The organism is Variovorax sp. ISS6 (genome assembly GCF_056523145.1).
Genome location: NZ_JAWRZC010000001.1, coordinates 2647082 through 2671702, shown reverse-complemented (window position 1 = coordinate 2671702; position 24621 = coordinate 2647082). Strand labels below are relative to the sequence as shown.

The window sequence follows — 24621 nt, the reverse complement described above, 5'->3', positions numbered from 1 at the left end:
TCGCCGTGCTCAGGCCCGTCGACGTCGAGGTCGACAAGCTGTTGATGCTGCTCGTCGCCGTGCTCAGGCCGCTCGAGGTGGACGTCGACAGGCTGTTGATGCCACTCGTCGCAGTGCTCAGGCCGCTCGACGTGGAGGTCGACAGGCTGCTGACGGTGCTGTTCGTCGTGCTCAGGCCGATCGACAGGCTGCCGATGCCGCTGCTGACGGTGCTCAGACCGACCGACAGGCTGCCGATGGAACTGGTCGCCGTGCTCAGGCCGGTGGAGGTCGAGGTCGAGAGACTGTCGATGTTGCTGGTGGCGGTGCTGAGGCCGGTCGACAAGCTGCCGATCGAGCTGGTCGCCGTGCTCAAGCCAGTCGACGTGGAGGTCGAGAGGCTACCGATGCTGCTCGTGGCGGTGCTTAGACCCGTCGAAGTCGACGTGGACAAGCTACCGATAGAGCTCGTCGCCGTGCTCAAGCCAGTCGACGTCGAGGTCGAGAGGCTGCCAATGCTGCTCGTGGCCGTGCTCAGGCCAGTCGACGTCGAGGTCGACAAGCTGCCGATAGAGCTGGTGGCCGTGCTCAGGCCCGTCGAGGTCGACGTGGACAAACTGCCAATGGAGCTCGTCGCGGTGCTCAGGCCGGTCGACGTGGAAGTCGAAAGGCTGCCGATGCTACTGGTCGCCGTGCTCAGACCCGTCGAAGTGGACGTGGACAGGCTGCCGATCGAGCTCGTTGCCGTGCTGAGGCCAGTCGAAGTGGATGTCGACAAGCTATCGATGCTGCTGGTCGCAGTGCTCAGACCCGTCGAGGTGGACGTGGACAGGCTGCCAATGCTGCTCGCGGCCGTGCTCAGACCTGTCGAGGTTGACGTCGAGAGGCTACCGATGGAGCTCGTTGCCGTGCTCAAGCCAGTCGACGTGGAGGTCGACAGGCTATCGATACTGCTCGTCGCGGTACTCAGGCCCGTAGAGGTCGAGGTGGACAGGCTACCGATCGAGCTCGTTGCCGTGCTAAGGCCAGTCGACGTGGAGGTCGAGAGGCTATCGATGCTGCTCGTCGCGGTGCTCAGACCCGTCGAAGTCGACGTGGACAGGCTGCCGATCGAACTCGTTGCCGTGCTCAGACCAGTCGACGTGGAGGTCGACAGGCTATCGATGCTGCTCGTCGCGGTACTCAGGCCCGTAGAGGTGGAGGTGGACAGGCTACCGATGGAACTCGTTGCCGTGCTCAGACCAGTCGACGTCGAGGTCGACAAGCTACCAATGGAACTCGTCGCAGTGCTCAAGCCGGTGGAGGTCGAAGTCGACAGGCTATCGATGCTGCTGGTTGCGGTGCTCAGGCCCGTCGAGGTGGACGTGGACAGGCTACCGATCGAGCTTGTTGCCGTGCTGAGGCCAGTCGACGTCGAGGTCGAAAGACTGTCGATGCTGCTCGTCGCAGTGCTCAGACCCGTAGAGGTTGAGGTGGACAAGCTACCGATGGAGCTTGTCGCTGTGCTCAAGCCCGTAGAGGTCGAAGTCGACAGGCTGTCAATAGAGCTCGTTGCCGTGCTCAGGCCAGTGGACGTCGAGGTCGAGAGACTGCCAATGCTGCTCGTGGCGGTGCTGAGACCAGTCGAGGTCGACGTGGACAGGCTACCGATCGAGCTCGTTGCCGTGCTCAGACCCGTCGAAGTCGACGTAGACAGGCTGCCGATCGAACTCGTTGCCGTGCTCAGACCAGTCGACGTGGAGGTCGACAGGCTATCGATGCTGCTCGTCGCGGTACTCAGGCCCGTAGAGGTCGAGGTGGACAGGCTACCGATGGAACTCGTTGCCGTGCTCAGACCAGTCGACGTCGAGGTCGACAAGCTACCAATGGAACTCGTCGCAGTGCTCAAGCCGGTGGAGGTCGAAGTCGACAGGCTATCGATACTGCTGGTTGCGGTGCTCAGCCCCGTGGAAGTCGAGGTGGACAGGCTACCAATGCTGCTCGCCGCAGTACTCAGACCCGTCGAGGTCGACGTGGACAGACTACCAATGGAGCTCGTTGCAGTGCTGAGGCCAGTCGACGTCGAAGTCGACAGGCTATCGATGCTGCTGGTTGCGGTGCTCAGGCCCGTCGAGGTGGACGTGGACAGGCTACCGATCGAGCTCGTTGCCGTGCTCAGGCCAGTCGAAGTCGATGTCGACAAGCTATCGATGCTGCTGGTCGCCGTGCTCAGACCGGTCGACGTGGAGGTCGAGAGGCTGCCGATCGAACTCGTCGCCGTGCTCAAGCCCGTGGAAGTCGAGGTCGACAGGCTGTCGATACTGCTGGTCGCCGTGCTCAATCCGGTCGACGTCGATGTGGACAGGCTGCCGATCGAGCTCGTTGCCGTGCTCAGACCAGTCGACGTCGAAGTCGAGAGGCTATCGATGCTGCTCGTCGCGGTACTCAGGCCCGTAGAGGTCGACGTGGACAGACTTCCGATGGAACTCGTGGCCGTGCTCAGACCGGTCGACGTGGACGTCGACAGGCTACCGATCGAACTCGTCGCGGTGCTCAACCCCGTGGAGGTCGAAGTCGACAGGCTGTCGATAGAGCTCGTTGCCGTGCTCAGACCCGTCGACGTGGAGGTCGATAGGCTGCCGATCGAACTCGTCGCGGTGCTCAAGCCAGTCGAGGTCGAGGTCGACAAGCTACCGATGCTGCTGGTCGCCGTGCTCAGGCCCGTGGAGGTGGAGGTGGACAGGCTCCCGATGGCACTCGTCGCGGTGCTCAGCCCCGTCGACGTGGAGGTCGACAGGCTGTCGATGCTACTGGTCGCCGTGCTCAATCCGGTCGACGTCGATGTGGACAGGCTGCCAATCGAGCTCGTTGCCGTACTCAGTCCAGTCGACGTCGAGGTCGACAAGCTGTCGATGCTGCTCGTCGCGGTGCTCAGACCCGTGGAGGTCGACGTGGACAGGCTACCGATCGAGCTCGTTGCCGTGCTCAGGCCAGTCGAAGTGGATGTCGACAAGCTATCGATGCTGCTGGTCGCAGTGCTCAGACCCGTCGAGGTCGACGTGGACAGGCTGCCGATGCTGCTTGTTGCGGTGCTCAGACCTGTAGAGGTCGACGTCGACAAGCTGCCGATGGAGCTTGTGGCCGTGCTCAACCCGGTCGACGTGGAGGTCGACAGGCTGTCAATAGAGCTCGTTGCCGTGCTCAAGCCAGTCGATGTCGAGGTCGACAAGCTACCGATGCTGCTGGTCGCAGTGCTCAGACCGGTCGACGTGGACGTCGACAGGCTGCCGATCGAGCTCGTCGCAGTGCTCAGGCCAGTCGATGTCGAGGTCGACAGGCTGTCGATGCTGCTGGTGGCAGTGCTCAGACCCGTCGACGTCGAAGTCGAGAGGCTATCGATGCTGCTCGTCGCGGTACTCAGGCCCGTAGAGGTCGAGGTGGACAGGCTACCGATGGAGCTCGTGGCCGTGCTCAAGCCCGTGGAAGTCGAGGTCGACAGGCTGCCGATGGAACTCGTTGCCGTGCTCAGGCCCGTGGAGGTCGAGGTCGACAGGCTACCGATGGAACTCGTTGCAGTGCTCAGACCCGTCGACGTGGAGGTCGACAGGCTGCCGATCGAACTCGTTGCGGTGCTCAGGCCGGTAGAGGTCGACGTGGACAGGCTGCCGATCGAGCTCGTTGCCGTGCTCAAACCAGTCGACGTCGAGGTCGAGAGGCTATCGATGCTGCTCGTCGCCGTGCTCAAACCCGTGGAGGTCGAAGTCGACAGGCTGCCAATGCTGCTCGTAGCGGTGCTCAGCCCCGTCGAGGTCGAGGTGGACAAGCTGCCGATGGAACTCGTTGCAGTGCTGAGGCCGGTGGACGTCGAGGTCGACAAGCTGTCGATGGAACTCGTCACAGTGCTCAAGCCGGTCGAGGTCGAGGTAGACAGGCTGCCAATCGAGCTCGTTGCCGTGCTCAGACCTGTCGACGTGGAGGTCGACAGGCTGTCAATGGAGCTCGCTGCAGTGCTGAGGCCAGTCGACGTCGAGGTGGACAGGCTACCAATGCTGCTGGTGGCAGTGCTCAGGCCAGTAGACGTCGAGGTCGAGAGACTGTCGATGCTGCTCGTGGCGGTGCTCAAGCCAGTCGACGTCGAGGTCGACAGGCTATCGATGCTGCTGGTCGCTGTGCTCAGGCCCGTGGAGGTCGAGGTGGACAGGCTGCCGATCGAGCTCGTTGCGGTGCTCAAGCCAGTCGACGCCGAAGTCGAGAGGCTATCGATGCTGCTCGTCGCAGTACTCAGGCCCGTAGAGGTCGAGGTGGACAGGCTACCGATGGAGCTCGTGGCCGTGCTCAAGCCCGTGGAAGTCGAAGTCGAGAGGCTATCGATGCTGCTGGTCGCAGTGCTCAGACCGGTCGACGTGGACGTCGACAGGCTGCCGATCGAACTCGTCGCAGTGCTCAGGCCAGTCGATGTCGAGGTCGACAGGCTGTCGATGCTGCTGGTGGCAGTGCTCAGGCCCGTCGACGTCGAAGTCGAGAGGCTATCGATGCCGCTCGTCGCGGTACTCAGGCCCGTAGAGGTCGAGGTGGACAGGCTACCGATGGAGCTCGTGGCCGTGCTCAAGCCCGTGGAAGTCGAGGTCGACAGGCTGCCGATCGAGCTCGTCGCAGTGCTCAGGCCAGTCGATGTCGAGGTCGACAGGCTGTCGATGCTGCTGGTGGCAGTGCTCAGACCCGTCGACGTCGAAGTCGAGAGGCTATCGATGCTGCTCGTCGCGGTACTCAGGCCCGTAGAGGTCGAGGTGGACAGGCTACCGATGGAGCTCGTGGCCGTGCTCAAGCCCGTGGAAGTCGAGGTCGACAGGCTGCCGATCGAGCTCGTTGCCGTGCTGAGGCCAGTCGAAGTCGATGTCGACAAGCTATCGATGCTGCTTGTTGCCGTACTCAGCCCCGTCGAAGTCGAGGTCGAGAGGCTGCCGATGGAACTCGTTGCCGTGCTCAGGCCCGTGGAGGTCGAGGTCGACAGGCTACCGATGGAACTCGTCGCAGTGCTCAGACCCGTGGAGGTCGAAGTCGACAAGCTGTCGATGCTGCTCGTGGCGGTGCTCAGACCCGTCGACGTGGAGGTCGACAGGCTACCGATGGAACTCGTCGCCGTGCTCAAACCGGTCGACGTCGAAGTCGACAAGCTATCGATGCTGCTCGTGGCAGTGCTCAGACCCGTCGACGTGGAGGTCGACAGACTACCGATGGAACTCGTCGCTGTGCTCAAACCGGTCGACGTCGAAGTCGACAAGCTATCGATGCTGCTCGTTGCAGTGCTCAGACCCGTCGACGTGGAGGTCGACAGGCTGCCGATCGAACTCGTTGCGGTGCTCAGGCCGGTAGAGGTCGACGTGGACAGGCTGCCGATCGAGCTCGTTGCCGTGCTCAAACCAGTCGACGTCGAGGTCGAGAGGCTATCGATGCTGCTTGTCGCCGTGCTCAAACCCGTGGAGGTCGAAGTCGACAGGCTGCCAATGCTGCTCGTAGCGGTGCTCAGACCCGTTGAGGTCGAGGTAGACAGGCTGCCAATCGAGCTCGTTGCCGTGCTCAGACCAGTCGACGTCGAAGTCGAGAGGCTATCGATGCTGCTCGTCGCTGTACTCAGGCCCGTAGAGGTCGAGGTGGACAGGCTACCGATCGAGCTCGTTGCCGTGCTCAGGCCAGTCGACGTGGAGGTCGACAGGCTATCGATGCTGCTGGTCGCCGTGCTCAAACCCGTGGAGGTCGAAGTCGACAGGCTGCCAATGCTGCTCGTAGCGGTGCTCAGACCCGTCGAGGTCGAGGTGGACAAGCTGCCGATGGAGCTCGTTGCCGTGCTCAGGCCAGTGGACGTCGAGGTCGAGAGGCTATCGATGCTGCTTGTCGCGGTGCTCAGACCCGTCGACGTAGAGGTCGACAGGCTGCCGATCGAACTCGTTGCCGTGCTCAAGCCAGTCGACGTCGAGGTCGACAGGCTATCGATGCTGCTGGTCGCTGTACTCAGGCCCGTGGAGGTCGAGGTGGACAGGCTGCCGATCGAGCTCGTTGCGGTGCTCAAGCCAGTCGACGTCGAAGTCGAGAGGCTATCGATACTGCTCGTCGCTGTGCTCAGACCCGTCGACGTGGAGGTCGACAGGCTGCCAATGGAGCTCGTTGCCGTGCTGAGGCCAGTCGACGTCGAAGTCGAGAGGCTATCGATGCTGCTCGTCGCGGTACTCAGGCCCGTCGACGTGGACGTCGAGAGGCTTCCGATAGAGCTCGTTGCAGTGCTCAGACCCGTGGAGGTCGAGGTAGACAGGCTATCGATGCTGCTCGTGGCGGTGCTCAGACCCGTCGAAGTCGACGTGGACAGACTGCCGATGGAACTCGTTGCCGTACTCAAGCCCGTCGAGGTGGACGTCGACAAGCTGCCGATGGAGCTCGTGGCCGTGCTCAAACCGGTCGACGTCGAGGTCGACAGGCTGTCGATGGAACTCGTCGCGGTGCTCAGGCCGGTAGACGTCGAGGTCGAGAGACTGCCGATGCTGCTGGTCGCAGTGCTCAAACCCGTGGACGTCGAGGTCGAGAGGCTACCGATCGAGCTCGTGGCCGTGCTCAAACCGGTGGAACTGGAAGTCGACAAGCTCGACACGCTGCTGTTCGTCGTGCTCAGGCCCGACGACAGGCTGCCAATGCTGCTGGTCGTGGTGCTCAGTCCTGTCGACAGGCCATCGATCCGGCTGTTCGCCGTGCTCAAGCCGGTAGACGTCGATGTGGACAGGCTGCCGATGCTGCTCGTGGCCGTGCTCAGACCCGTCGACGTGGAGGTCGACAGGCTGCCGATCGAACTCGTTGCAGTACTCAGACCGGTAGAGGTCGATGTGGACAGGCTGCCGATCGAGCTCGTTGCCGTGCTCAAACCAGTCGACGTCGAGGTCGACAGGCTGCCGATGGAACTCGTGGCCGTGCTCAAGCCCGTCGACGTAGAAGTAGACAAGCTGCCGATCGAACTCGTCGCCGTGCTGAGGCCCGTCGACGTCGAAGTCGAGAGGCTGTCGATGCTGCTGGTCGCCGTGCTCAAGCCGGTAGACGTCGATGTGGACAGGCTACCGATGGAGCTCGTCGCCGTGCTCAACCCAGTCGAGGTAGAAGTCGACAGGCTGTCGATGCTGCTTGCCGCGGTGCTCAGCCCCGTCGAGGTCGACGTGGACAGGCTGCCGATGGCACTCGTCGCAGTGCTCAGGCCCGTCGACGTGGACGTCGACAGGCTGCCGATGGAACTCGTTGCCGTGCTCAAACCGGTCGACGTCGAGGTCGAGAGGCTGCCAATACTGCTCGTCGCGGTACTCAGGCCCGTGGAAGTCGAGGTGGACAGGCTACCGATGGAACTCGTCGCCGTACTCAAGCCAGTCGACGTGGAGGTCGAGAGGCTACCGATGCTGCTCGTTGCAGTGCTCAGACCCGTGGAGGTCGAAGTCGACAGGCTGCCGATGGAACTCGTGGCCGTGCTCAGACCCGTCGAGGTGGAGGTCGACAGGCTGCCGATGCTGCTGGTCGCGGTGCTCAAGCCCGTGGACGTCGACGTCGAGAGGCTACCGATCGAGCTCGTGGCCGTGCTCAAGCCGGTGGAACTGGAAGTCGACAAGCTCGACACGCTGCTGTTCGTCGTGCTCAGGCCTGACGACAGACTGCCGATGCTGCTGGTCGTGGTGCTCAGTCCTGTCGACAGGCCATCGATCCGGCTGTTCGCCGTGCTCAAGCCCGTAGACGTCGATGTGGACAGGCTGCCAATGCTGCTCGTGGCCGTGCTCAGACCGGTAGAGGTCGACGTGGACAGGCTGCCGATCGAGCTCGTTGCCGTGCTCAAGCCAGTCGACGTCGAAGTCGACAGGCTACCGATGGAACTCGCGGCCGTGCTCAAGCCCGTCGACGTAGAAGTAGACAAGCTGCCGATCGAACTCGTTGCCGTGCTCAGACCGGTCGACGTCGATGTGGACAGGCTGCCAATCGAACTTGTCGCAGTGCTCAGGCCAGTGGACGTCGAAGTCGACAGGCTCGACACGTTGCTATTCGTCGTGCTCAGACCCGACGACAAGCTACCGATTGAGCTCGTGGCGGTGCTCAGACCGGTGGAGGCCGAGGTCGACAGGCTGCCGATCGAGCTGGTTGCAGTGCTCAGGCCTGTCGAGGTCGACGTGGACAGGCTGCCGATGCTGCTCGTGGCCGTGCTCAAGCCAGTGGAAGTCGAGGTAGACAGACTACCGATGCTGCTGGCCGCGGTACTGAGACCCGTCGATGTCGATGTCGACAGACTCGACACGCTGCTGTTCGTCGTACTCAAACCCGATGACAAGCTGCCGATGCTGCTGGTGGCCGTGCTCAGGCCCGTGGACGTCGACGTGGAGAGGCTGCCAATCGAGCTCGTTGCCGTGCTCAGGCCCGTCGAAGTCGACGTCGAGAGGCTACCGATGGAGCTCGTGGCGGTGCTAAGCCCCGTGGATGTCGAAGTCGACAAGCTGGACACACTGCTGTTCGTCGTGCTCAGACCCGACGACAGGCTGCCGATGGAGCTGGTCGCGGTACTCAGGCCTGTCGAAGTGGACGTCGAGAGGCTACCGATCGAACTCGCCGCAGTGCTCAGGCCGGTCGAAGTCGAGGTCGACAGGCTGCCGATGCTGCTCGTGGTCGTGCTCAAGCCGGTGGACGTCGAAGTCGACAAGCTCGACACGCTGCTGTTCGTCGTGCTCAAGCCCGACGACAGGCTGCCGATGCTGCTGGTCGTGGTGCTCAGTCCGGTCGACAGGCCATCGATGCGGCTGTTTGCCGTACTCAAGCCGGTGGAAGTCGACGTGGAGAGGCTGCCGATGGAACTGGTCGCGGTGCTCAGCCCTGTCGATGTCGAGGTCGACAGGCTCGACACGCGGCTGTTCGTCGTGCTCAGCCCCGACGATAAGCTGCCGATGCTGCTCGTCGCAGTGCTCAGGCCCGTCGAGGTCGAGGTCGACAGGCTGCCGATGGAACTGGTCGCCGTGCTCAACCCGGTCGACGTCGACGTCGACAGGCTCGACACGCTGCTGTTCGTCGTACTCAGACCCGACGATAGGCTGCCAATGCTGCTCGTCGCAGTGCTCAGGCCCGTCGAGGTCGAGGTCGACAGGCTGCCGATGGCGCTGGTCGCCGTGCTCAATCCAGTCGATGTCGAAGTCGACAAGCTCGAAACGCTGCTGTTCGTCGTGCTCAGACCCGACGACAGGCTGCCGATGCTGCTCGTGGCCGTGCTCAGGCCCGTCGAGGTCGAGGTCGACAGGCTGCCGATGGAACTGGTCGCCGTGCTCAACCCGGTCGACGTCGAAGTCGACAGGCTCGACACGCTGCTGTTCGTCGTACTCAGACCCGACGACAGGCTGCCGATGCTGCTCGTCGCAGTGCTCAGGCCCGTCGATGTCGAGGTCGACAGGCTGCTGATGGAACTGGTGGCGGTGCTCAGCCCTGTCGATGTCGAGGTCGACAGGCTCGACACCCGGCTGTTCGTCGTGCTCAGGCCCGACGACAGGCTGGCGATGCTGCTGGTCGCGGTGCTCAGGCCGGTCGAGGTCGAGGTCGACAGGCTGCCGATGCTGCTGGCGGTCGTGCTCATGCCCGTGCTCAGCTGCGCCACCGTCACGGCGTCCTGCAGCGCCGCACCATCGGCCACGTTGGTGATGCGCCGCAGGGCCGACGACGAGCCCACCGAGACTTCGGAGGCGGGTGCGTTGGTGCCGGTGAGGAAGCCGTTGCCGGTCGGCGCCTTGGCGCCCGTCACGCTGCCCGCGCCCAGCGCGACGCTGTTGGCATAGGCGGCGTTGGCGCCCGTGCCCATCGACACCGCGTTCGAGCCCAGGCTGATCGCGTTGGCGCCGAAGGCGATCGCCGCATCGGTGACCGACAGGTCCGCCGACTTGACGACGGCACCGTTGCCGATCGCGATGCTGCGGGTGGTCCGGTCGTCGGTCGTAGCATTGCCGCCGATCGCGATCGAGGCGTTCTGCGGCGCCACCCCGATCTGGTCGGCGGATGCGCCGGTACCCAGCGCGATGCTGCCGCCCCAGCTGTTCGCGTTCGTGCCGATCGCGATGGTGTTGACGTCGGTGTTCGAGCCGATGGCGGCGTTCTTGCCGATGGCGATGGCGCCGTCCGCGATGGAACGCGCGTTGGTGCCAAGCGCCAGCGAGTCGGCACCCGTGGCGATCGACACGGTGCCGATCGCCACGGCGTTGGCAGCCACGGCATTGGCGGTGTTGCCGATGGCGACGCTGCCCGTGTTGCCGGCAGCCGCGTCGCGCCCGAGCGCCACGCTTCTGTTGCCGAATGCATTGGCGGCGGTGCCCAAGGCCGTGGCAGAAGATCCGGTCGCTTGCGAGAACGTGCCGACCGCCACCCCTCCGGACTGATTGGCCGTGGAAAGGGCCCCAAGAGCCAGGCTGCTGCCTCCCAAGGCGTTCGCGCTATACCCCATGGCCAACGCGTTGTCGCCTGCGGTGGCGATCGCGCCGATCGCCACCCCCTGCGTCGCCAGGGCGCGGCTGTTGAGCCCGATCGCCGTCGAATTGAGGCCCTGGGCGCTGGCAGCCTGGCCGATGGCGGTGGAACTCATGCCAGCAGCGTTGGAGCCGGTTCCGATCGCGGTACCGAAGGTGTTGGCCCGTACGCCCGAACCGATCGCGACGCCTTCGGTGCCATAGGCATTCGCCACATTACCGATCGCCACGGTGCCGTTCGCGGTAGCGTTCGAGGTGCTGCCCAGCGCGATGGCGGCCGTGCCGATTGCATTGTTGGCGTTACCGACCGCGAGCGCTCCGGTCCCGTTGGCCGTGTTGTCGGCGCCCACGGCCACCGCTCCTGTGCCAGTGGCAGTGTTCGGATCGCCGATTGCCACCGCGCCGTCGCCTGTCGCCTTCTGATTGCGGCCGATCGCCACGGCGCCGCCGTTCGCACTGCCGCCGTTGGCCATGGTCCCGCTGGAGCCGATCGCCACGTTGCGGCCCGTCGCGCCGCTGGTCACGCCATCGCCCTGCGCGATGCCGAAGGCGCCGTTGACCACGGCGCCGCGTCCCACCGCGATGCCGGAGGTGGCGGCTGCCACGACCGAGGACTGCCCGCCGATGGCGATGCCGTCGGTCGCCGCCGAGGTGGCCACGCCGTTCGCGTTGCTGCCGATGGCGATCGAACCGTTGTTCGAAGCAAGGGAACCGTTGCCAGCCGCCAGCGAGTTCTGACCGGAGGCGGTCGCGCCGACGCCGAAGGCGGTGGCGCCATCCGCCGATGCCGTCGTGCCGTTGTTGCCGATCGCGAGCGTGTTCTTGCCCGACGCGGTGGTCTGGCCGCCGACGGCGGTCGAGTCCTGGCCCGTGGCCTTGGCGCTGGTGCCGATGGCGGTCGAATCGCCCAGGCTTGCAGCCGTGCCCGTGGCCAGCGCTCCGGAGCCGATCGCCAGGTTCGACGAGCCAAGGGCCGCCGCGTTGGCGTTCGGGCCGATCGCGATGGCCGATGGCCCCAGCGCATTGGCGGAGTAGCCGATCGCGAGGCTGGTACCGCCGCTGGCCACGGAGTTGTGACCCATCGCCACGCTGCTGATGCCGGAGGCGTTGGCCTGCAAGCCGAAGGCCGAGGCGAACTGCGCGGCAGTCGACCCCATGCCGTACATGCTGGCGCCCTTGCCCGTGGCTCTGGTAAACGACCCGAACAGCGTCACGCCCAGGAAGCCGCCACCGTTGGCCGAGCACCCGCCCACCACCGTCGAGTACACGCCGGAGCCGTCGACCGGATCGACCGTCGCCGGGTAGGCCTTGCCATCGGGGCCGGTGTTCGCACCCGTGTTGCAGGCGCCGTTCGGCGGTCCGACGATGTAGGCGTTCGCGCTCTCCATCAAACCGAAGGACGCCAGGGCGACGCTCAGCACGGCACCCGAGATCACGGCAGCCGAACTGCTGCGCTTGCCTCGGGCGGAAGTGATTTCCGAAGCAGCCACCCATGCACCGAGCGACTCATTCCAGATACTTCTATATGACTTGTTCATTGACTGCCAACTGCGTGTGGAATCTCGGGACCGGCGCGGGAGGTCCCGGCAAAAATGTGAAAGGGTCGTGCTTGACGCTCGTCGCCGAGATCTCAATCACCGCGCTGTTCACAAGAGCGGTGGAATGTACATACTTGTTTACATTCGAAATGCATCGAGAAAAATTGCTTGAAAAATTTCGATGATTTAGTTCACAGAACAGCGTGAAATTAACATTCACACTGATTAACAATTGTCTCCGGATAGTCTCTTGGCTGCGAAAACATAGAATCTCGATGCCAGCCAAAACCAGTGACAGTCACGCCGCAAGCCAATGTTTCGTAAGGACTTTTTCTCAATCGTATGGAATTAATTCACATCGCCATCGCAGCGCATGGCTTGATGAATTGAGCGGAATCGCCCTCGACGCCAGTCCAATGTGGAACTTGTTCACATAACAACTTATTCACCTGTGATTTATTTCTCACCACAAAGCACAGGCGGCATCAATTAACAATTGGGCAACAAAAGTGAATTCAACCAACCGCCTCCGCATCGGCATCACCATCGGCCTCCACCACGAAGCCGAAACCCTCTGGAACAACGGCATCAAGCAGAACGCCGTGTTTCTGGCCGAGGCGCTCAAGCACTGCCCGGGCGTGGCCTCGGTGGTGCTGGTCAACACCACGGCCACGCCGATCACGTCGGCCCTGCCCTGGGACCAGGCGCGCTGGCCCACGACGAACTTCGAGGGAGCGAAGGACAGCGTCGACGTGCTGATCGAGCTGGGCGGCCAGATCGACCACCTGCAGACCGACTACCTCAAGCAGCGCGGCGCCCGGCTGGTGTCGTACTGCTGCGGCTTCGAGTACGTGCACGCGATGGAGTCGATGCTGTTCAACAAGCCGCTGTGGGGCCGGAACCTGTTCGTCAACCAGCGCTACGACGACATCTGGATGGTTCCGCAGGTGGCGCACATCAGCCAGCCCTACTTCGAGGTGCTGCGCCGGATCGAGGCGCGCGCCGTGCCCTTCGTCTGGAGCCCGGTGTTCCTCGAGGAGCGCACGCGCGGGTTGCCCGAGGGCGGCGTCTACCAGCCGCGCGTCGGCCCGCGGCGCCTCAGCGTGATGGAGCCGAACATCAACGTGGTGAAGTTCTGCCTCTACCCGATCCTGGTCGCCGAACTGGCCTACCGCGCGCGGCGCGAGGCGATCGCGCTGCTGCAGGTGGCCAACGCCGAGAAGATGGCGCGCGAGAACATGGAATTCATCACCCTGATGAACCAGCTCGATCTGGTGCGCGAGCACAAGGCCGTGTTCCTGGGCCGGCACGACACGCCGACCTTCCTGGCGCAGAACACCGACATCGTGATCTCGCACCAGTGGGAGAACCCGCTCAACTACTTCTATCTCGAGACCTGCTGGCAGGGCTATCCGCTGGTGCACAACGCCCACCTGTGCGCGGACCTCGGCTACTACTACGAAGCCAACGACGTGGCCGCGGGCAGCGCGCGCGTGCTCGAGGCGATCGACACGCACGATGCGCAGTCGCTCGCCTACCGCGAGCGCCAGCGCGGCCTGATCGACCGCTACCTGCCCGGCAACGCGGCCGCCACCGAGGTGTACAACGCGCTGCTGCTCGGCCTGATGCAGCGCCCCGCCCGATAACCGGAGCCGCCATGCTCGAACCCTCCGCCCTCCAGCGCTTCTTTCCCGTGATCGTCACGCCGAGCCACGACGGCAAGTTCTTCCAGAACTACGTGATGTCGATGATGAACTTCGCCATCGAGGCCGAGCGCGCCGGCATGCGCATGCAGGTGCTGTTCCACCAGGGCGAAAGCCTCGTGACCCGGGCGCGCAACAACTGCGTGGCCCAGTTCCTCGCCAACCCGGAATGGACCCACCTGTTCTGGATCGACGCGGACATCGGCTTCTCGGCGCAGGCGGCGTTCCGGCTGCTGCTCTCGGACCACGACATCGCCGCTGGCGTCTATCCGCTCAAGCGCGAGGATTGGCCACCCGAAGGCGTCGCGGCCGGCACCACGCGCGCGCAGTTCGATGCCACCTTCACGCGCTACACCGTCAATGCAGGCGCCTCGGAAGCCAGCGGCAAGGTCGAGCTCGAGGTGCAACCCGACGGCTTCATGAAGATGACCGAAGCGCCCACGGGCTTCATGGCGATCAAGCGCGGCGTGTTCGAGCGGCTGATGGCGAGCTACCCCGAGCTCAGCTACGTGCCCGACAGCATCGGCGAGGCCGACCTCGGCCTGCACTACCGCTTCTTCGACGTGATGGTCGACCCCGTGACGCGCCGCTATCTCTCGGAGGACTACGGCTTCTGCCGCCTCTGGTCGGGCCTGGGCGAGGCGATCCACATCGACGCCAACTCCAACCTCACGCACCAGGGGGCCAAGCTCTACCGCGGCGACTTCGCGACCTCGCTGGTGACATCGCTGCCGCATGCGGTGGGCGGTCCCGCGGGTGCGGCGATGGAACTCAGGGGCACGCAGTACCTGAGCCCGAACCGCCCACCGGCGCTCTGAGCGCCCTGCCCGGCCCTGACCTGACCGCCCTGGCGCACGCGCCATGAAAAAAGCCCCGCGGGTGCGGGGCTTCGTCGATGCCGGCCGAAGCGGTCCGGCCGTCATCGGGCTCAGGCCGTGACCGAATCCGCCACGCCCTTGTAGTCCTCGATCTTGTCGAAGTTCAGGTACTGATAGATCTGCGCGCTGGACGCATCGAGCACGCCGGTGCTGGCCATGTACTCTTCCCGAGTCGGGATGCGGCCGAGGCGCGAGCAGATGGCGGCCAGTTCGGCCGAGCCCAGGTACACGTTGGTGTTCTTGCCCAGGCGGTTCGGGAAATTGCGGGTGCTGGTCGACATGACCGTGGCGCCTTCGCGCACCTGGGCCTGGTTGCCCATGCACAGCGAGCAGCCCGGCATTTCGGTGCGGGCACCGGCATTGCCGAACACGCCGTAGTGGCCTTCCTCGGTCAGCTGCTGCGCGTCCATCTTGGTCGGCGGCGCGATCCACAGCTTGACCGGGATGTCGCGCTTGCCTTCGAGCAGCTTCGACGCGGCGCGGAAGTGGCCGATGTTGGTCATGCACGAGCCGATGAACACTTCGTCGATCTTGGCGCCGGCCACGTCCGACAGCGTCTTCACGTCGTCGGGGTCGTTCGGGCAGGCCACGATGGGTTCGTGGATGTCGGCCAGGTCGATCTCGATGACCGCCGCGTACTCGGCGTCGTCGTCGCCCTTGAGCAGTTGCGGGTCCTTGAGCCAGGCTTCCTGCGCGGCGATGCGGCGCTGCAGCGTGCGCGCGTCGGCATAGCCCTCGGCAATCATCCACTTCATCAGCGTGACGTTGCTGTTGATGTACTCCTGGATCGGTTCCTTGTTCAGGTGAACCGTGCAGCCGGCGGCCGAGCGTTCGGCAGAGGCGTCGCTGAGCTCGAAGGCTTGTTCGACCTTGAGGTCGGGCAGGCCTTCGATTTCGAGGATGCGGCCCGAGAAGATGTTCTTCTTGCCTTGCTTGGCCACCGTCAGCAGACCCGACTTGATGGCGTACAGGGGAATCGCGTTGACCAGGTCGCGCAGCGTGACGCCGGGCTGCATCTTGCCCTTGAAGCGCACCAGCACCGACTCGGGCATGTCCAGCGGCATCACGCCGGTGGCGGCAGCGAAGGCCACGAGGCCCGAGCCCGCGGGGAAGCTGATGCCGATCGGGAAGCGGGTGTGGCTGTCGCCGCCGGTGCCCACGGTGTCCGGGGTCAGCAGGCGGTTGAGCCAGCTGTGGATCACGCCGTCGCCCGGGCGCAGCGAAACGCCGCCGCGGTTGGCCATGAACTCGGGGAGTTCGTGGTGCATCTTGACGTCGACCTTCTTCGGGTACGCCGCCGTGTGGCAGAACGACTGCATCACGAGGTCGGCCGAGAAGCCCAGGCAGGCCAGGTCCTTCAGCTCGTCGCGCGTCATCGGGCCGGTGGTGTCCTGCGAGCCGACCGAGGTCATCTTGGGTTCGCAGTAGGTGCCCGGGCGCACGCCCTGGCCTTCGGGCAGGCCGCAGGCGCGGCCGACCATCTTCTGCGCCAGCGAGAAGCCCTTCTTGGTGTCGACCGGGCTTTGCGGCAGGCGGAACAGCGTGGAGACCGGCAGGCCCAGCGCTTCGCGCGCCTTGGCCGTGAGGCCGCGGCCGATGATCAGCGGAATGCGGCCGCCGGCGCGCACTTCGTCGAACAGCACGTCGCTCTTCACGGTGAATTCAGCGATGACCTGGCCGTCCTTCAGGGCCTTGCCTTCGTAGGGACGCAGCTCGACCACGTCGCCCATGTTCATCTGCGTCACGTCGAGCTCGATCGGCAGCGCACCCGAGTCTTCCATCGTGTTGTAGAAGATCGGCGCGATCTTGCCGCCGAGGCAGACGCCGCCGAAGCGCTTGTTGGGCACGAACGGGATGTCTTCGCCGGTGAACCACAGCACCGAGTTGGTGGCGCTCTTGCGCGACGAACCCGTGCCGACCACGTCGCCGGCGTAGGCCACGAGGTGGCCGCGCGCGCGCAGGTCCTCGATGAACTTCACCGGGCCGCGCTTGCCGTCTTCTTCCGGAACGATGCCGGGGCGCGCGTTCTTGTGCATCGCCAGGGCGTGCATCGGGATGTCGGGACGCGTGGTCGCGTCGGGCGCGGGCGACAGGTCGTCGGTGTTGATCTCGCCGGCCACCTTGAAGATGCTGACGGTGATGCTCTGCGGCACTTCGGGACGGCTGGTGAACCACTCGGCATCGGCCCAGCTCTGCAGCACGCCCTTGGCGTTGGCATTGCCCTTGTCGGCCTTTTCCTTGACGTCGTGGAACTGGTCGAACATCAGCAGCGTCTTCTTGAGGCCCTCGGCCGCGACGGCGCCGACTTCGGCGTCGTCCAGCAGGTCGATCATGGGGCTGATGTTGTAGCCGCCGAGCATCGTGCCGAGCAGTTCGGTGGCACGGGCGCGCGTGATGAACGCACTCTTCTCGGTGCCATGCGCCACGGCCGCGAGGTAGCTGGCCTTGACCTTGGCAGCGTCGTCCACGCCCGCGGGCACGCGGTGGGTCAGCAGGTCGAGCAGGAAGGCACCGTCCTTTTCGTTCGCGCTCTTGAGGAGCTCGATCGCTTCAGAGGTCTGCTTCGCGCTCAGGGGCAGCGGCGGGATACCGAGCGCGGCGCGTTCGGCGACATGGTCAACGTAGGCTTGCAACATCTTCTTTTCTCCGGAAACTTGGGGCTGGAGGGCATGCGGCGCGGTGCTCGGCCCGCCGCCCGGCCTTCGCCGGTCGGCAAGCAAGAGCCGCGCCGCCCCTCGTGGGGGTCGACTTACTTCTTGTCGCCGTCAGCGCCTTCGAAAAGGCTCTTCGGCGGGTTCTTCTTCATTTCTTCGGCAAAGGCGATCTGGGCCGGCGTCTGGCATTCGTCGGCGATGCGCAGGCCTGCCTTCTGGTTCATCAGCATCGACTTGTTGCCCAGCTGCAGCCACATGGCGCCGGCACGGGGGTCTTCGAGGCGGATGGCGCCGGTGCGGCTTTCGACCGGGTGCATGCGGTAGCGCAGGCCCTTGGTGGTCACGGTGAAGAAGCCGGGCTTCTTCTCGTCCTCGGTCACGGTCACGTCGGCGCCGAGTTCGCACTGGGCCTTGCCGGTCGACACGCGCTTGGCGACCTCGAGGTCGGACTCGGTGAGCACGATGTTGGTGTCGTCGCTGATCGGCGTGACTTCCTCGACGGCCTTGGCGGCCTTGCGGGTGACCTGGCGCTTGGGCGGTGCCTTCTTGGCTTCGGCGGACTTGGCGGCGGGCTTGGCAGCGGCCGGCTTGGCGGGCGTGCTGCTGCTCTGGGCCAGCGCACCGAACGGCAGAGCCAGGGCCACTGCGGCGATCAGGGCGATTTTCTTCATGTGACGGTTTCCTTGAGGCTGGTTCGGAGGTTTCAGGAGACCGCGGGCGTCAGCCAGGCCTGGGCCTCTGGCGGCAACGCGCGCCCTGTTGCGTGGGCACGCGTCAGTACCTGCCAGAAATGACGGTAGCTCGCGCGGTCGTGCAATGTGCCATCAATTTGTGTCGGCGCCCAATCCGCGGCCGCCGCCTTGACCAGGATATTTGTGGCAATTTGAATCTGCGCCTCGTCGGGCGCGAAGGCCTCGAGGATCGGCCGGATCTGGTTCGGATGGATGCTCCACATGCGCGTGTAGCCGAATTCGCGGGCCGCCTTGCGGGCCGCGGTGCGCATGGCGTCCATGTCGTTGAACTCGGTCACCACGCAGTGCGAGGGCACCTTGCCGTGCGCATGCGCGGCCGAGGCGATCGCCAGCTTGGCGCGCACCACCAGCGGGTGCGTGAACTGGCCCGCGGCGCCCATGCCCTCGGCGGGGATGGCGCCGGCGTGGGCCGAAACGAAGTCCATCAGGCCGAAGCTCAGCGACTGCACGCGCGGATGCGCCGCGATGTCGAAGGCGTTGTGCACCGCGAAAGGCGATTCGATCAGCACGTGCAGCGGCAGCGTTTCCGCATCGGCGGCATCGAGCGCGGCCACGGCCTGCTCGACATCGGCCACCGACTCGACCTTCGGCACCATCAGGTGGCTCAGCCGCTGGCCGGCACGGCCCGCGATGGTGACCACGTCGCCCGCGAAGGCCGGGTGGTCGACCGGGTGCACGCGCACGCCGACGCGCATGCCGGGCCTGGCGGCCAGCGCCAGCTCGGTGACCAGCGCGGCATGCTCGGCCTCGCCGCCCACCGGGGCGCCGTCCTCGCAGTCGAGGGTGACGTCGAACACGCAGGCGCCGAACTCCTCGGCCATCTCGGCCTGGAGCGCGAGGCTCTTCTTCATGCGCGCCTCGACGCCGCTGTAGTGGTCGCACACCGGCAGGCTGACGGCGCCGGCCTGCGCGCCGAGCAGCACCTGGGCGGGATGGGCGGGGGCGCGTTCGCTCACGGTGGTCACGCCTTCTTCTGCGCCACGATGAACATGCGCGGGAAGGCCAGCAGCCGCTTGCCGTCGGTGCGTGCCGGGTAGGCCTCGTTCACGCGGCGCTCGTATTCGGCCAGGTAGCTGGCCTGCAGGTCGGGCGGCAGCCGGTCGACGAAGGGCTTCAGGCCCGTGCCGCGCACCCATTCGACGATGGAGGCGGCATCGGCCATGCGGTGCTGGTAGATCGTGTGCCAGACATCGACGTTGGCCGCGCGCGGCGCGAGCAGGTCGTAGTAGCCGCCCAGCGGCAGCAGCCTGGTGCGCAGCCGGTCGGCATCGCCGATGGGCTCGGCCCAGGGTGCTTCGGCCGCGAGCGCGCGCATCAGGCGGTGCGTGGGTTCCTGGCGGTTGTCGGGCATCTGGATGGCCAGCACGCCGCCGGGGGCGAGCGCGTCGAACAGGCGCGGGATCAGCGTTTCGTGATCGGGCACCCATTGCAGCGACGCGTTCGCATAGATGAGGTCGGGCGCCGCTTCCGCGGAAGGCGCCCAGGTCGCGATGTCGCTCAGCTCGAAGCGCGCGCCGGGCAGGCGCTCGCGCGCGCTGACCAGCATGGCTTCGGAGTTGTCGGTCCCGAGGGCCTGGGCCTTCGGGAACCGGTGGACCAGCAGCTCGGTGGAGTTGCCCGGACCGCAGCCGAGGTCGACCACGCGGGCCGCCTCCGCCAGAGGCACCCGCGCCAGGAGTTCCTGTGCGGGGCGGGTGCGCTCGTCCTCGTAGCGACGATAGAGCGCGGGGTTCCAGTCGAGCATGCCGGTGCCTGGCTTACAGCAGGTGGGCGACGCCGGCCTGCTCGTCCTGCAGTTCCTTGAGCGTCTTGTTGATGCGTTCCTGGCTGAATTCGTCGATGGCCAGGCCTTCGACCAGCTTGTATTCGCCGTTTTCGGTGGTGACCGGGAAGCCGAAGATCACGTCCTTCGGAATGCCGTACTGGCCGTCCGACGGAATGCCCATCGTGACCCACTTGCCGTTCGAGCCCAGGGCCCAGTCGCGCATGTGGTCGATGGCGGCGTTGGCGGCCGAGGCGGCCGACGACAGGCCGCGCGCTTCGATGATCGCGGCGCCGCGCTTGCCGACGGTGGGCAGGAAGGTGTCGGCATTCCAGACCTGGTCGTTGATCAGGTCCTTGACGCTCTTGCCGCCGACGGTGGCGAAGCGGTAGTCGGCGTACATCGTGGGCGAGTGGTTGCCCCAGACGGTGAGCTTCTCGATGTCGCCCACGGCGGTGCCGGTCTTGGCGGCGATCTGGCTGGCGGCACGGTTGTGGTCCAGGCGCAGCATGGCGGTGAAGTTCTTGCGCGGCAGGTCCGGCGCGCTCTTCATGGCGATGTAGGCGTTGGTGTTGGCCGGGTTGCCGACCACCAGCACCTTGACGTCGCGGCTGGCGACGGCGTTGAGCGCCTTGCCCTGGGCCGTGAAGATCTGCGCGTTGGCGGCCAGCAGGTCGGCGCGCTCCATGCCGGGGCCGCGCGGACGGGCACCCACGAGCAGCGCGTAGTCGGCGTCCTTGAAGGCCACCAGCGGGTCGCCGCTGGGGATCACGCCGGCCAGCAGCGGGAAGGCGCAGTCCTCGAGCTCCATGATCACGCCCTTGAGCGCCTTCTGGGCCTTCTCGTCGGGGATTTCGAGCAATTGCAGGATGACCGGCTGGTCCTTGCCGAGCATTTCGCCGGACGCGATACGGAACAACAGGGCATAACCGATTTGACCGGCGGCACCGGTGACGGCAACGCGGACGGGCTTTTTGCTCATGGGAAGACTCCAGAAGTGATGTGACGGTGTCGACGCACGCGCGAGACGCGGCGGCGGAAGTCTCGCGGGGCGGCCGGAAGGTCCGAAACGGGCCGGACGGCCGCGGCGCGGGAACGGCGGGCATTTTAAGCCGATTCGATGAGCCCCGTCTTATGTCTTATATAAGATATCCTCCGGGTTCCGCTACGGCGCTTACCCACGCCCTGCCATGAACAGCCCCACCACCACCCTCGACGAGCCCACGACACCCTCGTTCAGCCCGCTCTACCAGCAGATCAAGACCCTGATCCTGCAGAGCCTGCAGGCGGGCGAGTGGAAGCCGGGCGAGCCGATCCCGAGCGAGATGGACCTGGCCGTGCGCTTTCGCGTCAGCCAGGGCACGGTGCGCAAGGCGATCGACGAGCTCGCGGCCGAGAACCTCGTGGTGCGGCGCCAGGGCAAGGGCACCTTCGTCGCCACGCATGCCGAGCAGCATGTGCAGTACCGCTTCCTGAAGCTGGTGCCCGACACCGGCCATCCGAACGCGGAAGGTCCGGCCGAACGCACCATCGTCGACTGCAAGCGCCTGCGCGCCTCGGCCGACGTGGCGCGCGCACTGGGCCTGCGCACCGGCGACGCCGTGCTGCAGGTGCGGCGCGTGCTCGCCTACGGCGGCGTGCCGACCATCCTCGAGGACCTGTGGCTGCCGGGCACGCCGTTCAAGGGCCTCACGGCCGAGCGGCTGCGCGCCTGGCCCGGTCCGATGTATGCGCTGTTCGAAACCGAATTCGGCGTGCGCATGGTGCGCGCCGAAGAGAAGATCCGCGCGGTGCTGCCCGATGCCGAGCAGGCGCAACTGCTCGACGTCACGCCGCAGATGCCGCTGCTGAGCGTCGAACGCGTGGCCCACACGTACCACGACATGCCGATGGAACTGCGCCGCGGTCTCTATCGCACCGACACGCACCACTATCGCAACCAGCTCGGCTGAATGCGCCTCACGATGGACCACGCAACGAATACGCTTCGAGCCGCCGTGCGGCGCGCGCAACACGCTATGAAGTCAAGAGCATCCGACTGCGGCGGTGCGTCGACGCGAGCGCGACCGATGCGCGATGGTGCATTGCAATAGAATTTTGCGTTGTTTGCATTTCCCGAAGAGAAAACAAAAGCGTTCGCTCTCAGAACAAGTCAATCAACAAGCCACGAAAGCCCCTCCATGACAGAGCTTGCATCCTCCTCCACACCACGGCGTCGCGAATTCCGCAACATCAACGCCTTCACCGATCTCACGACCTACCGTCTGCCTCCGGCCGGCATCGTGTCGATCCTGCACCGCGTCAGCGGCGCGCTGATGTTCCTGCTGCTGCCGTTCATCATCTGGATGTTCGACACCTCGCTCTCGTCCGACTATTCGTTCGCCAAGTTCAAGGCCGCCTTCAACAGCGGCCTTGGTTTCGTTCCGGGCTGGTTTTTCAAGCTCGTGGTGCTCGCGCTGATCTGGGCCTACCTGCACCACTTCATCGCCGGCGTGCGCCACCTCTGGATGGACGTGAGCCACAAGGCCGTGACCAAGGAGTTCGGCAAGAGCTCGGCCATCTTCACGCTGGCCGCGAGCGTCCTGCTGACCGTCGTGCTCGGCGCCAAGCTGTTCGGCCTGTACTGAGAAGGAGCCTGAAATGTCTGTGAACTACGGCTCCAAGCGCATCGTCGTCGGCGCGCACTACGGTCTGCGCGACTGGCTCAGCCAGCGCGTCACGGGCGCCCTGATGGCGCTCTTCACGATCATCCTGCTGGCGCAGCTGATCTTCACGCGCGGCCCGATCGGCTACGACCTGTGGGCCGGCATCTTCGCCGCCCAGTGGATGAAGGTCCTGACCTTCTGCGTCATCGTGTCGCTGCTCTATCACGTGTGGGTCGGCATGCGCGACATCTGGATGGACTACATCCAGCCCGTCGCGATCCGCCTCGTGCTCCAGATCTTCACCATCGTCTGGCTGGTCGGTTGTGCGGGTTGGGCCATTCAAGTGCTTTGGAAAATCTGACGACCCCATCCCCACCATGACCTACACAAAAGAACAAATCACCAAGCGCAAGTTCGACGTCGTGATCGTCGGTGCCGGCGGTTCCGGCATGCGCGCCTCGCTGCAACTGGCGCGCGCGGGCCTCAACGTGGCCGTGCTCTCCAAGGTGTTCCCCACCCGTTCGCACACCGTCGCCGCGCAAGGCGGCGTGGGCGCCTCGCTCGGCAACATGAGCGAGGACAACTGGCACTACCACTTCTACGACACGATCAAGGGTTCCGACTGGCTCGGCGACCAGGACGCGATCGAGTTCATGTGCCGCGAGGCACCGAAGGTCGTGTACGAGCTCGAGCACTTCGGCATGCCCTTCGACCGCAACCCCGACGGCACGATCTACCAGCGTCCGTTCGGCGGCCACACGGCCAACTACGGCGAGAAGCCCGTGCAGCGCGCCTGCGCCGCGGCCGACCGTACCGGCCACGCGATGCTGCACACGCTCTACCAGAAGAACGTGGAAGCGCGCACCCAGTTCTTCGTCGAATGGATGGCACTCGACCTGATCCGCGACGACGAAGGCGACGTGGTCGGCGTGACCGCGCTCGAGATGGAAACCGGCGACCTGCACATCCTGCAGGCCAAGACCGTGCTGCTGGCCACCGGCGGCGCGGGCCGCATCTTCCAGGCCTCGACCAACGCCTTCATCAACACCGGCGACGGCCTCGGCATGGCCGCGCGCTCGGGCATCCCGCTGCAGGACATGGAGTTCTGGCAGTTCCACCCGACCGGCGTGGCCGGCGCGGGCGTGCTGCTGACCGAAGGCTGCCGCGGCGAAGGCGCGATCCTGCTCAACAGCAACGGCGAACGCTTCATGGAGCGCTACGCGCCCACGCTGAAGGACCTGGCACCGCGCGACTTCGTCTCGCGCTCGATGGACCAGGAGATCAAGGAAGGCCGCGGCTGCGGTCCCAACAAGGACTACGTGCTGCTGAAGCTCGACCACCTCGGTGCCGAGACCATCCACAAGCGCCTGCCTTCGGTGTACGAGATCGGCGTCAACTTCGCCAACGTCGACATCACCAAGGAGCCGATCCCCGTGGTGCCCACCATCCACTACCAGATGGGCGGCATCCCGACCAACATCAACGGTCAGGTCGTGATCCAGAAGGGCGAGGACAACAGTTCCGTCGTCAACGGTCTCTACGCCGTGGGCGAATGCTCGTGCGTGAGCGTGCACGGCGCCAACCGCCTGGGCACCAACTCGCTGCTCGACCTGCTGGTGTTCGGCCGCGCGGCCGGCAACCACATCGTCGAATTCAACGACAAGCTGAAGGAACACAAGCCGCTGCCGGCCAATGCCGCCGACCGCACGCTCGAGCGCCTCAACGAGTTGCAGAACTCCACCGGCGGCGAGTACGCGCAGGACGTGGCCAACCAGATCCGCTCGACCATGCAGCAGCACGCGGCGGTGTTCCGCAAGCAGGCCTCGATGGACGAAGGCGTGGTCAAGATCGCCGAAGTGCGCGAGCGCGTGAAGGCCATCGGCCTGAAGGACAAGTCCAAGGTGTTCAACACCGCGCGCATCGAGGCACTGGAAGTCGACAACCTGATCGAAGTGGCGCAGGCCACCATGGTCTCGGCCGCGGCCCGCAAGGAATGCCGCGGTGCCCACACCGTCGAGGACTATGAGCGCCCGGCCGACGATCCGGTCGCGCCGCTGGGCCGCGACGATGCCAACTGGATGAAGCACACGCTCTGGTACAGCGCCGACAACCGCCTCTCCTACAAGCCCGTCAAGCTGCAGCCGCTCACGGTCGCCTCGGTTCCGCCGAAGGTTCGCACCTTCTAAGCGCCAGCTCAGATCAGCCACGTAAAAGCATTCACAAGGT

General features: G+C 65.3%; 12 protein-coding genes and 2 pseudogenes. 7 read left to right on the top strand and 7 right to left on the bottom strand.

Annotation, left to right across the window (positions count from 1 at the left end; all coding sequences use genetic code 11):
- Positions 1 to 934: 934 nt before the first annotated feature.
- A pseudogene (locus AC1HIL_RS12130) lies at positions 935 to 11272 on the bottom strand (YadA family autotransporter adhesin); the annotation flags it as partial.
- On the opposite strand from AC1HIL_RS12130, the gene AC1HIL_RS12125 reads away from it, so the two are divergent.
- The gene (locus AC1HIL_RS12125; RefSeq protein ID WP_409976489.1) at positions 11232 to 11498 is read left to right on the top strand and encodes a hypothetical protein; all 267 of its coding nucleotides are present in this window, start codon (positions 11232 to 11234) and stop codon (positions 11496 to 11498) included. The pseudogene AC1HIL_RS12130 and the gene AC1HIL_RS12125 sit on opposite strands and share 41 nt — an antisense overlap.
- A 419-nt stretch (positions 11499 to 11917) precedes the next feature.
- On the opposite strand, the pseudogene AC1HIL_RS12120 reads toward AC1HIL_RS12125, so the two are convergent.
- Positions 11918 to 12001 (bottom strand): annotated as a pseudogene (locus AC1HIL_RS12120) (ESPR domain-containing protein); the annotation flags it as partial.
- 509 nt (positions 12002 to 12510) lie between these two features.
- On the opposite strand from AC1HIL_RS12120, the gene AC1HIL_RS12115 reads away from it, so the two are divergent.
- On the top strand, positions 12511 to 13647 hold the full coding sequence (locus tag AC1HIL_RS12115) for a DUF2827 domain-containing protein (protein WP_479671882.1): 1137 nt from the start codon (positions 12511 to 12513) through the stop codon (positions 13645 to 13647).
- An 11-nt stretch (positions 13648 to 13658) separates the two neighbouring features.
- Positions 13659 to 14522 carry a hypothetical protein gene (locus AC1HIL_RS12110; protein WP_479671881.1) on the top strand — a complete coding sequence of 288 codons (864 nt, stop codon included), beginning with the start codon at positions 13659 to 13661 and terminating at the stop codon, positions 14520 to 14522.
- 110 nt (positions 14523 to 14632) lie between these two features.
- Here the strand turns inward: AC1HIL_RS12110 and AC1HIL_RS12105 are convergent, their stop codons facing one another.
- The 5 genes from AC1HIL_RS12105 to AC1HIL_RS12085 all read right to left on the bottom strand — a co-directional run bounded on the left by AC1HIL_RS12105 (position 14633) and on the right by AC1HIL_RS12085 (position 20732).
- The gene (locus AC1HIL_RS12105; RefSeq protein ID WP_479671880.1) at positions 14633 to 17218 is read right to left on the bottom strand and encodes a bifunctional aconitate hydratase 2/2-methylisocitrate dehydratase; all 2586 of its coding nucleotides are present in this window, start codon (positions 17216 to 17218) and stop codon (positions 14633 to 14635) included.
- A 113-nt stretch (positions 17219 to 17331) separates the two neighbouring features.
- Positions 17332 to 17907: a hypothetical protein gene (locus AC1HIL_RS12100; RefSeq protein WP_057595827.1), complete on the bottom strand. Its 576-nt coding sequence runs from the start codon at positions 17905 to 17907 to the stop codon at positions 17332 to 17334.
- A gap of 32 nt (positions 17908 to 17939) precedes the next feature.
- A complete protein-coding gene (locus AC1HIL_RS12095; RefSeq protein WP_479671879.1) occupies positions 17940 to 18953 on the bottom strand; it encodes an HpcH/HpaI aldolase/citrate lyase family protein in 1014 nt (337 codons plus the stop codon).
- Entirely contained in the window at positions 18950 to 19732 is a 783-nt protein-coding gene (gene tam / locus AC1HIL_RS12090) for a trans-aconitate 2-methyltransferase (protein ID WP_093348765.1), read from the bottom strand. The genes AC1HIL_RS12095 and tam overlap by 4 nt, the downstream gene beginning before the upstream one ends.
- A gap of 13 nt (positions 19733 to 19745) precedes the next feature.
- Entirely contained in the window at positions 19746 to 20732 is a 987-nt protein-coding gene (locus tag AC1HIL_RS12085; RefSeq protein WP_057595824.1) for a malate dehydrogenase, read from the bottom strand.
- Positions 20733 to 20940: 208 nt separating this feature from the next.
- Between AC1HIL_RS12085 and AC1HIL_RS12080 the strand changes: the two genes are divergently transcribed.
- The 4 genes from AC1HIL_RS12080 to sdhA all read left to right on the top strand — a co-directional run bounded on the left by AC1HIL_RS12080 (position 20941) and on the right by sdhA (position 24581).
- A complete protein-coding gene (locus AC1HIL_RS12080) occupies positions 20941 to 21702 on the top strand; it encodes a GntR family transcriptional regulator (protein WP_057595823.1) in 762 nt (253 codons plus the stop codon).
- Between the two features lie 228 nt (positions 21703 to 21930).
- Positions 21931 to 22377 carry a succinate dehydrogenase, cytochrome b556 subunit gene (gene sdhC, locus AC1HIL_RS12075; protein WP_261208645.1) on the top strand — a complete coding sequence of 149 codons (447 nt, stop codon included), beginning with the start codon at positions 21931 to 21933 and terminating at the stop codon, positions 22375 to 22377.
- Between the two features lie 13 nt (positions 22378 to 22390).
- Entirely contained in the window at positions 22391 to 22756 is a 366-nt protein-coding gene (gene sdhD / locus AC1HIL_RS12070; RefSeq protein ID WP_057595821.1) for a succinate dehydrogenase, hydrophobic membrane anchor protein, read from the top strand.
- A 16-nt stretch (positions 22757 to 22772) separates the two neighbouring features.
- Positions 22773 to 24581, top strand: a complete 1809-nt coding sequence (gene sdhA, locus AC1HIL_RS12065) for a succinate dehydrogenase flavoprotein subunit (protein WP_057595820.1) — start codon at positions 22773 to 22775, stop codon at positions 24579 to 24581.
- Positions 24582 to 24621: the final 40 nt, after the last annotated feature.

Coding starts and splice junctions, on each gene's coding strand:
- AC1HIL_RS12110 (WP_479671881.1), top strand. CDS start 13,659: ATGCTCGAACCCTCCGCCCTCCAGCGCTTCTTTCCCGTGATCGTCACG.
- AC1HIL_RS12105 (WP_479671880.1), bottom strand. CDS start 17,218: ATGTTGCAAGCCTACGTTGACCATGTCGCCGAACGCGCCGCGCTCGGT.
- AC1HIL_RS12100 (WP_057595827.1), bottom strand. CDS start 17,907: ATGAAGAAAATCGCCCTGATCGCCGCAGTGGCCCTGGCTCTGCCGTTC.
- tam (WP_093348765.1), bottom strand. CDS start 19,732: ATGCTCGACTGGAACCCCGCGCTCTATCGTCGCTACGAGGACGAGCGC.
- AC1HIL_RS12085 (WP_057595824.1), bottom strand. CDS start 20,732: ATGAGCAAAAAGCCCGTCCGCGTTGCCGTCACCGGTGCCGCCGGTCAA.
- AC1HIL_RS12080 (WP_057595823.1), top strand. CDS start 20,941: ATGAACAGCCCCACCACCACCCTCGACGAGCCCACGACACCCTCGTTC.
- sdhC (WP_261208645.1), top strand. CDS start 21,931: ATGACAGAGCTTGCATCCTCCTCCACACCACGGCGTCGCGAATTCCGC.
- sdhD (WP_057595821.1), top strand. CDS start 22,391: ATGTCTGTGAACTACGGCTCCAAGCGCATCGTCGTCGGCGCGCACTAC.
- sdhA (WP_057595820.1), top strand. CDS start 22,773: ATGACCTACACAAAAGAACAAATCACCAAGCGCAAGTTCGACGTCGTG.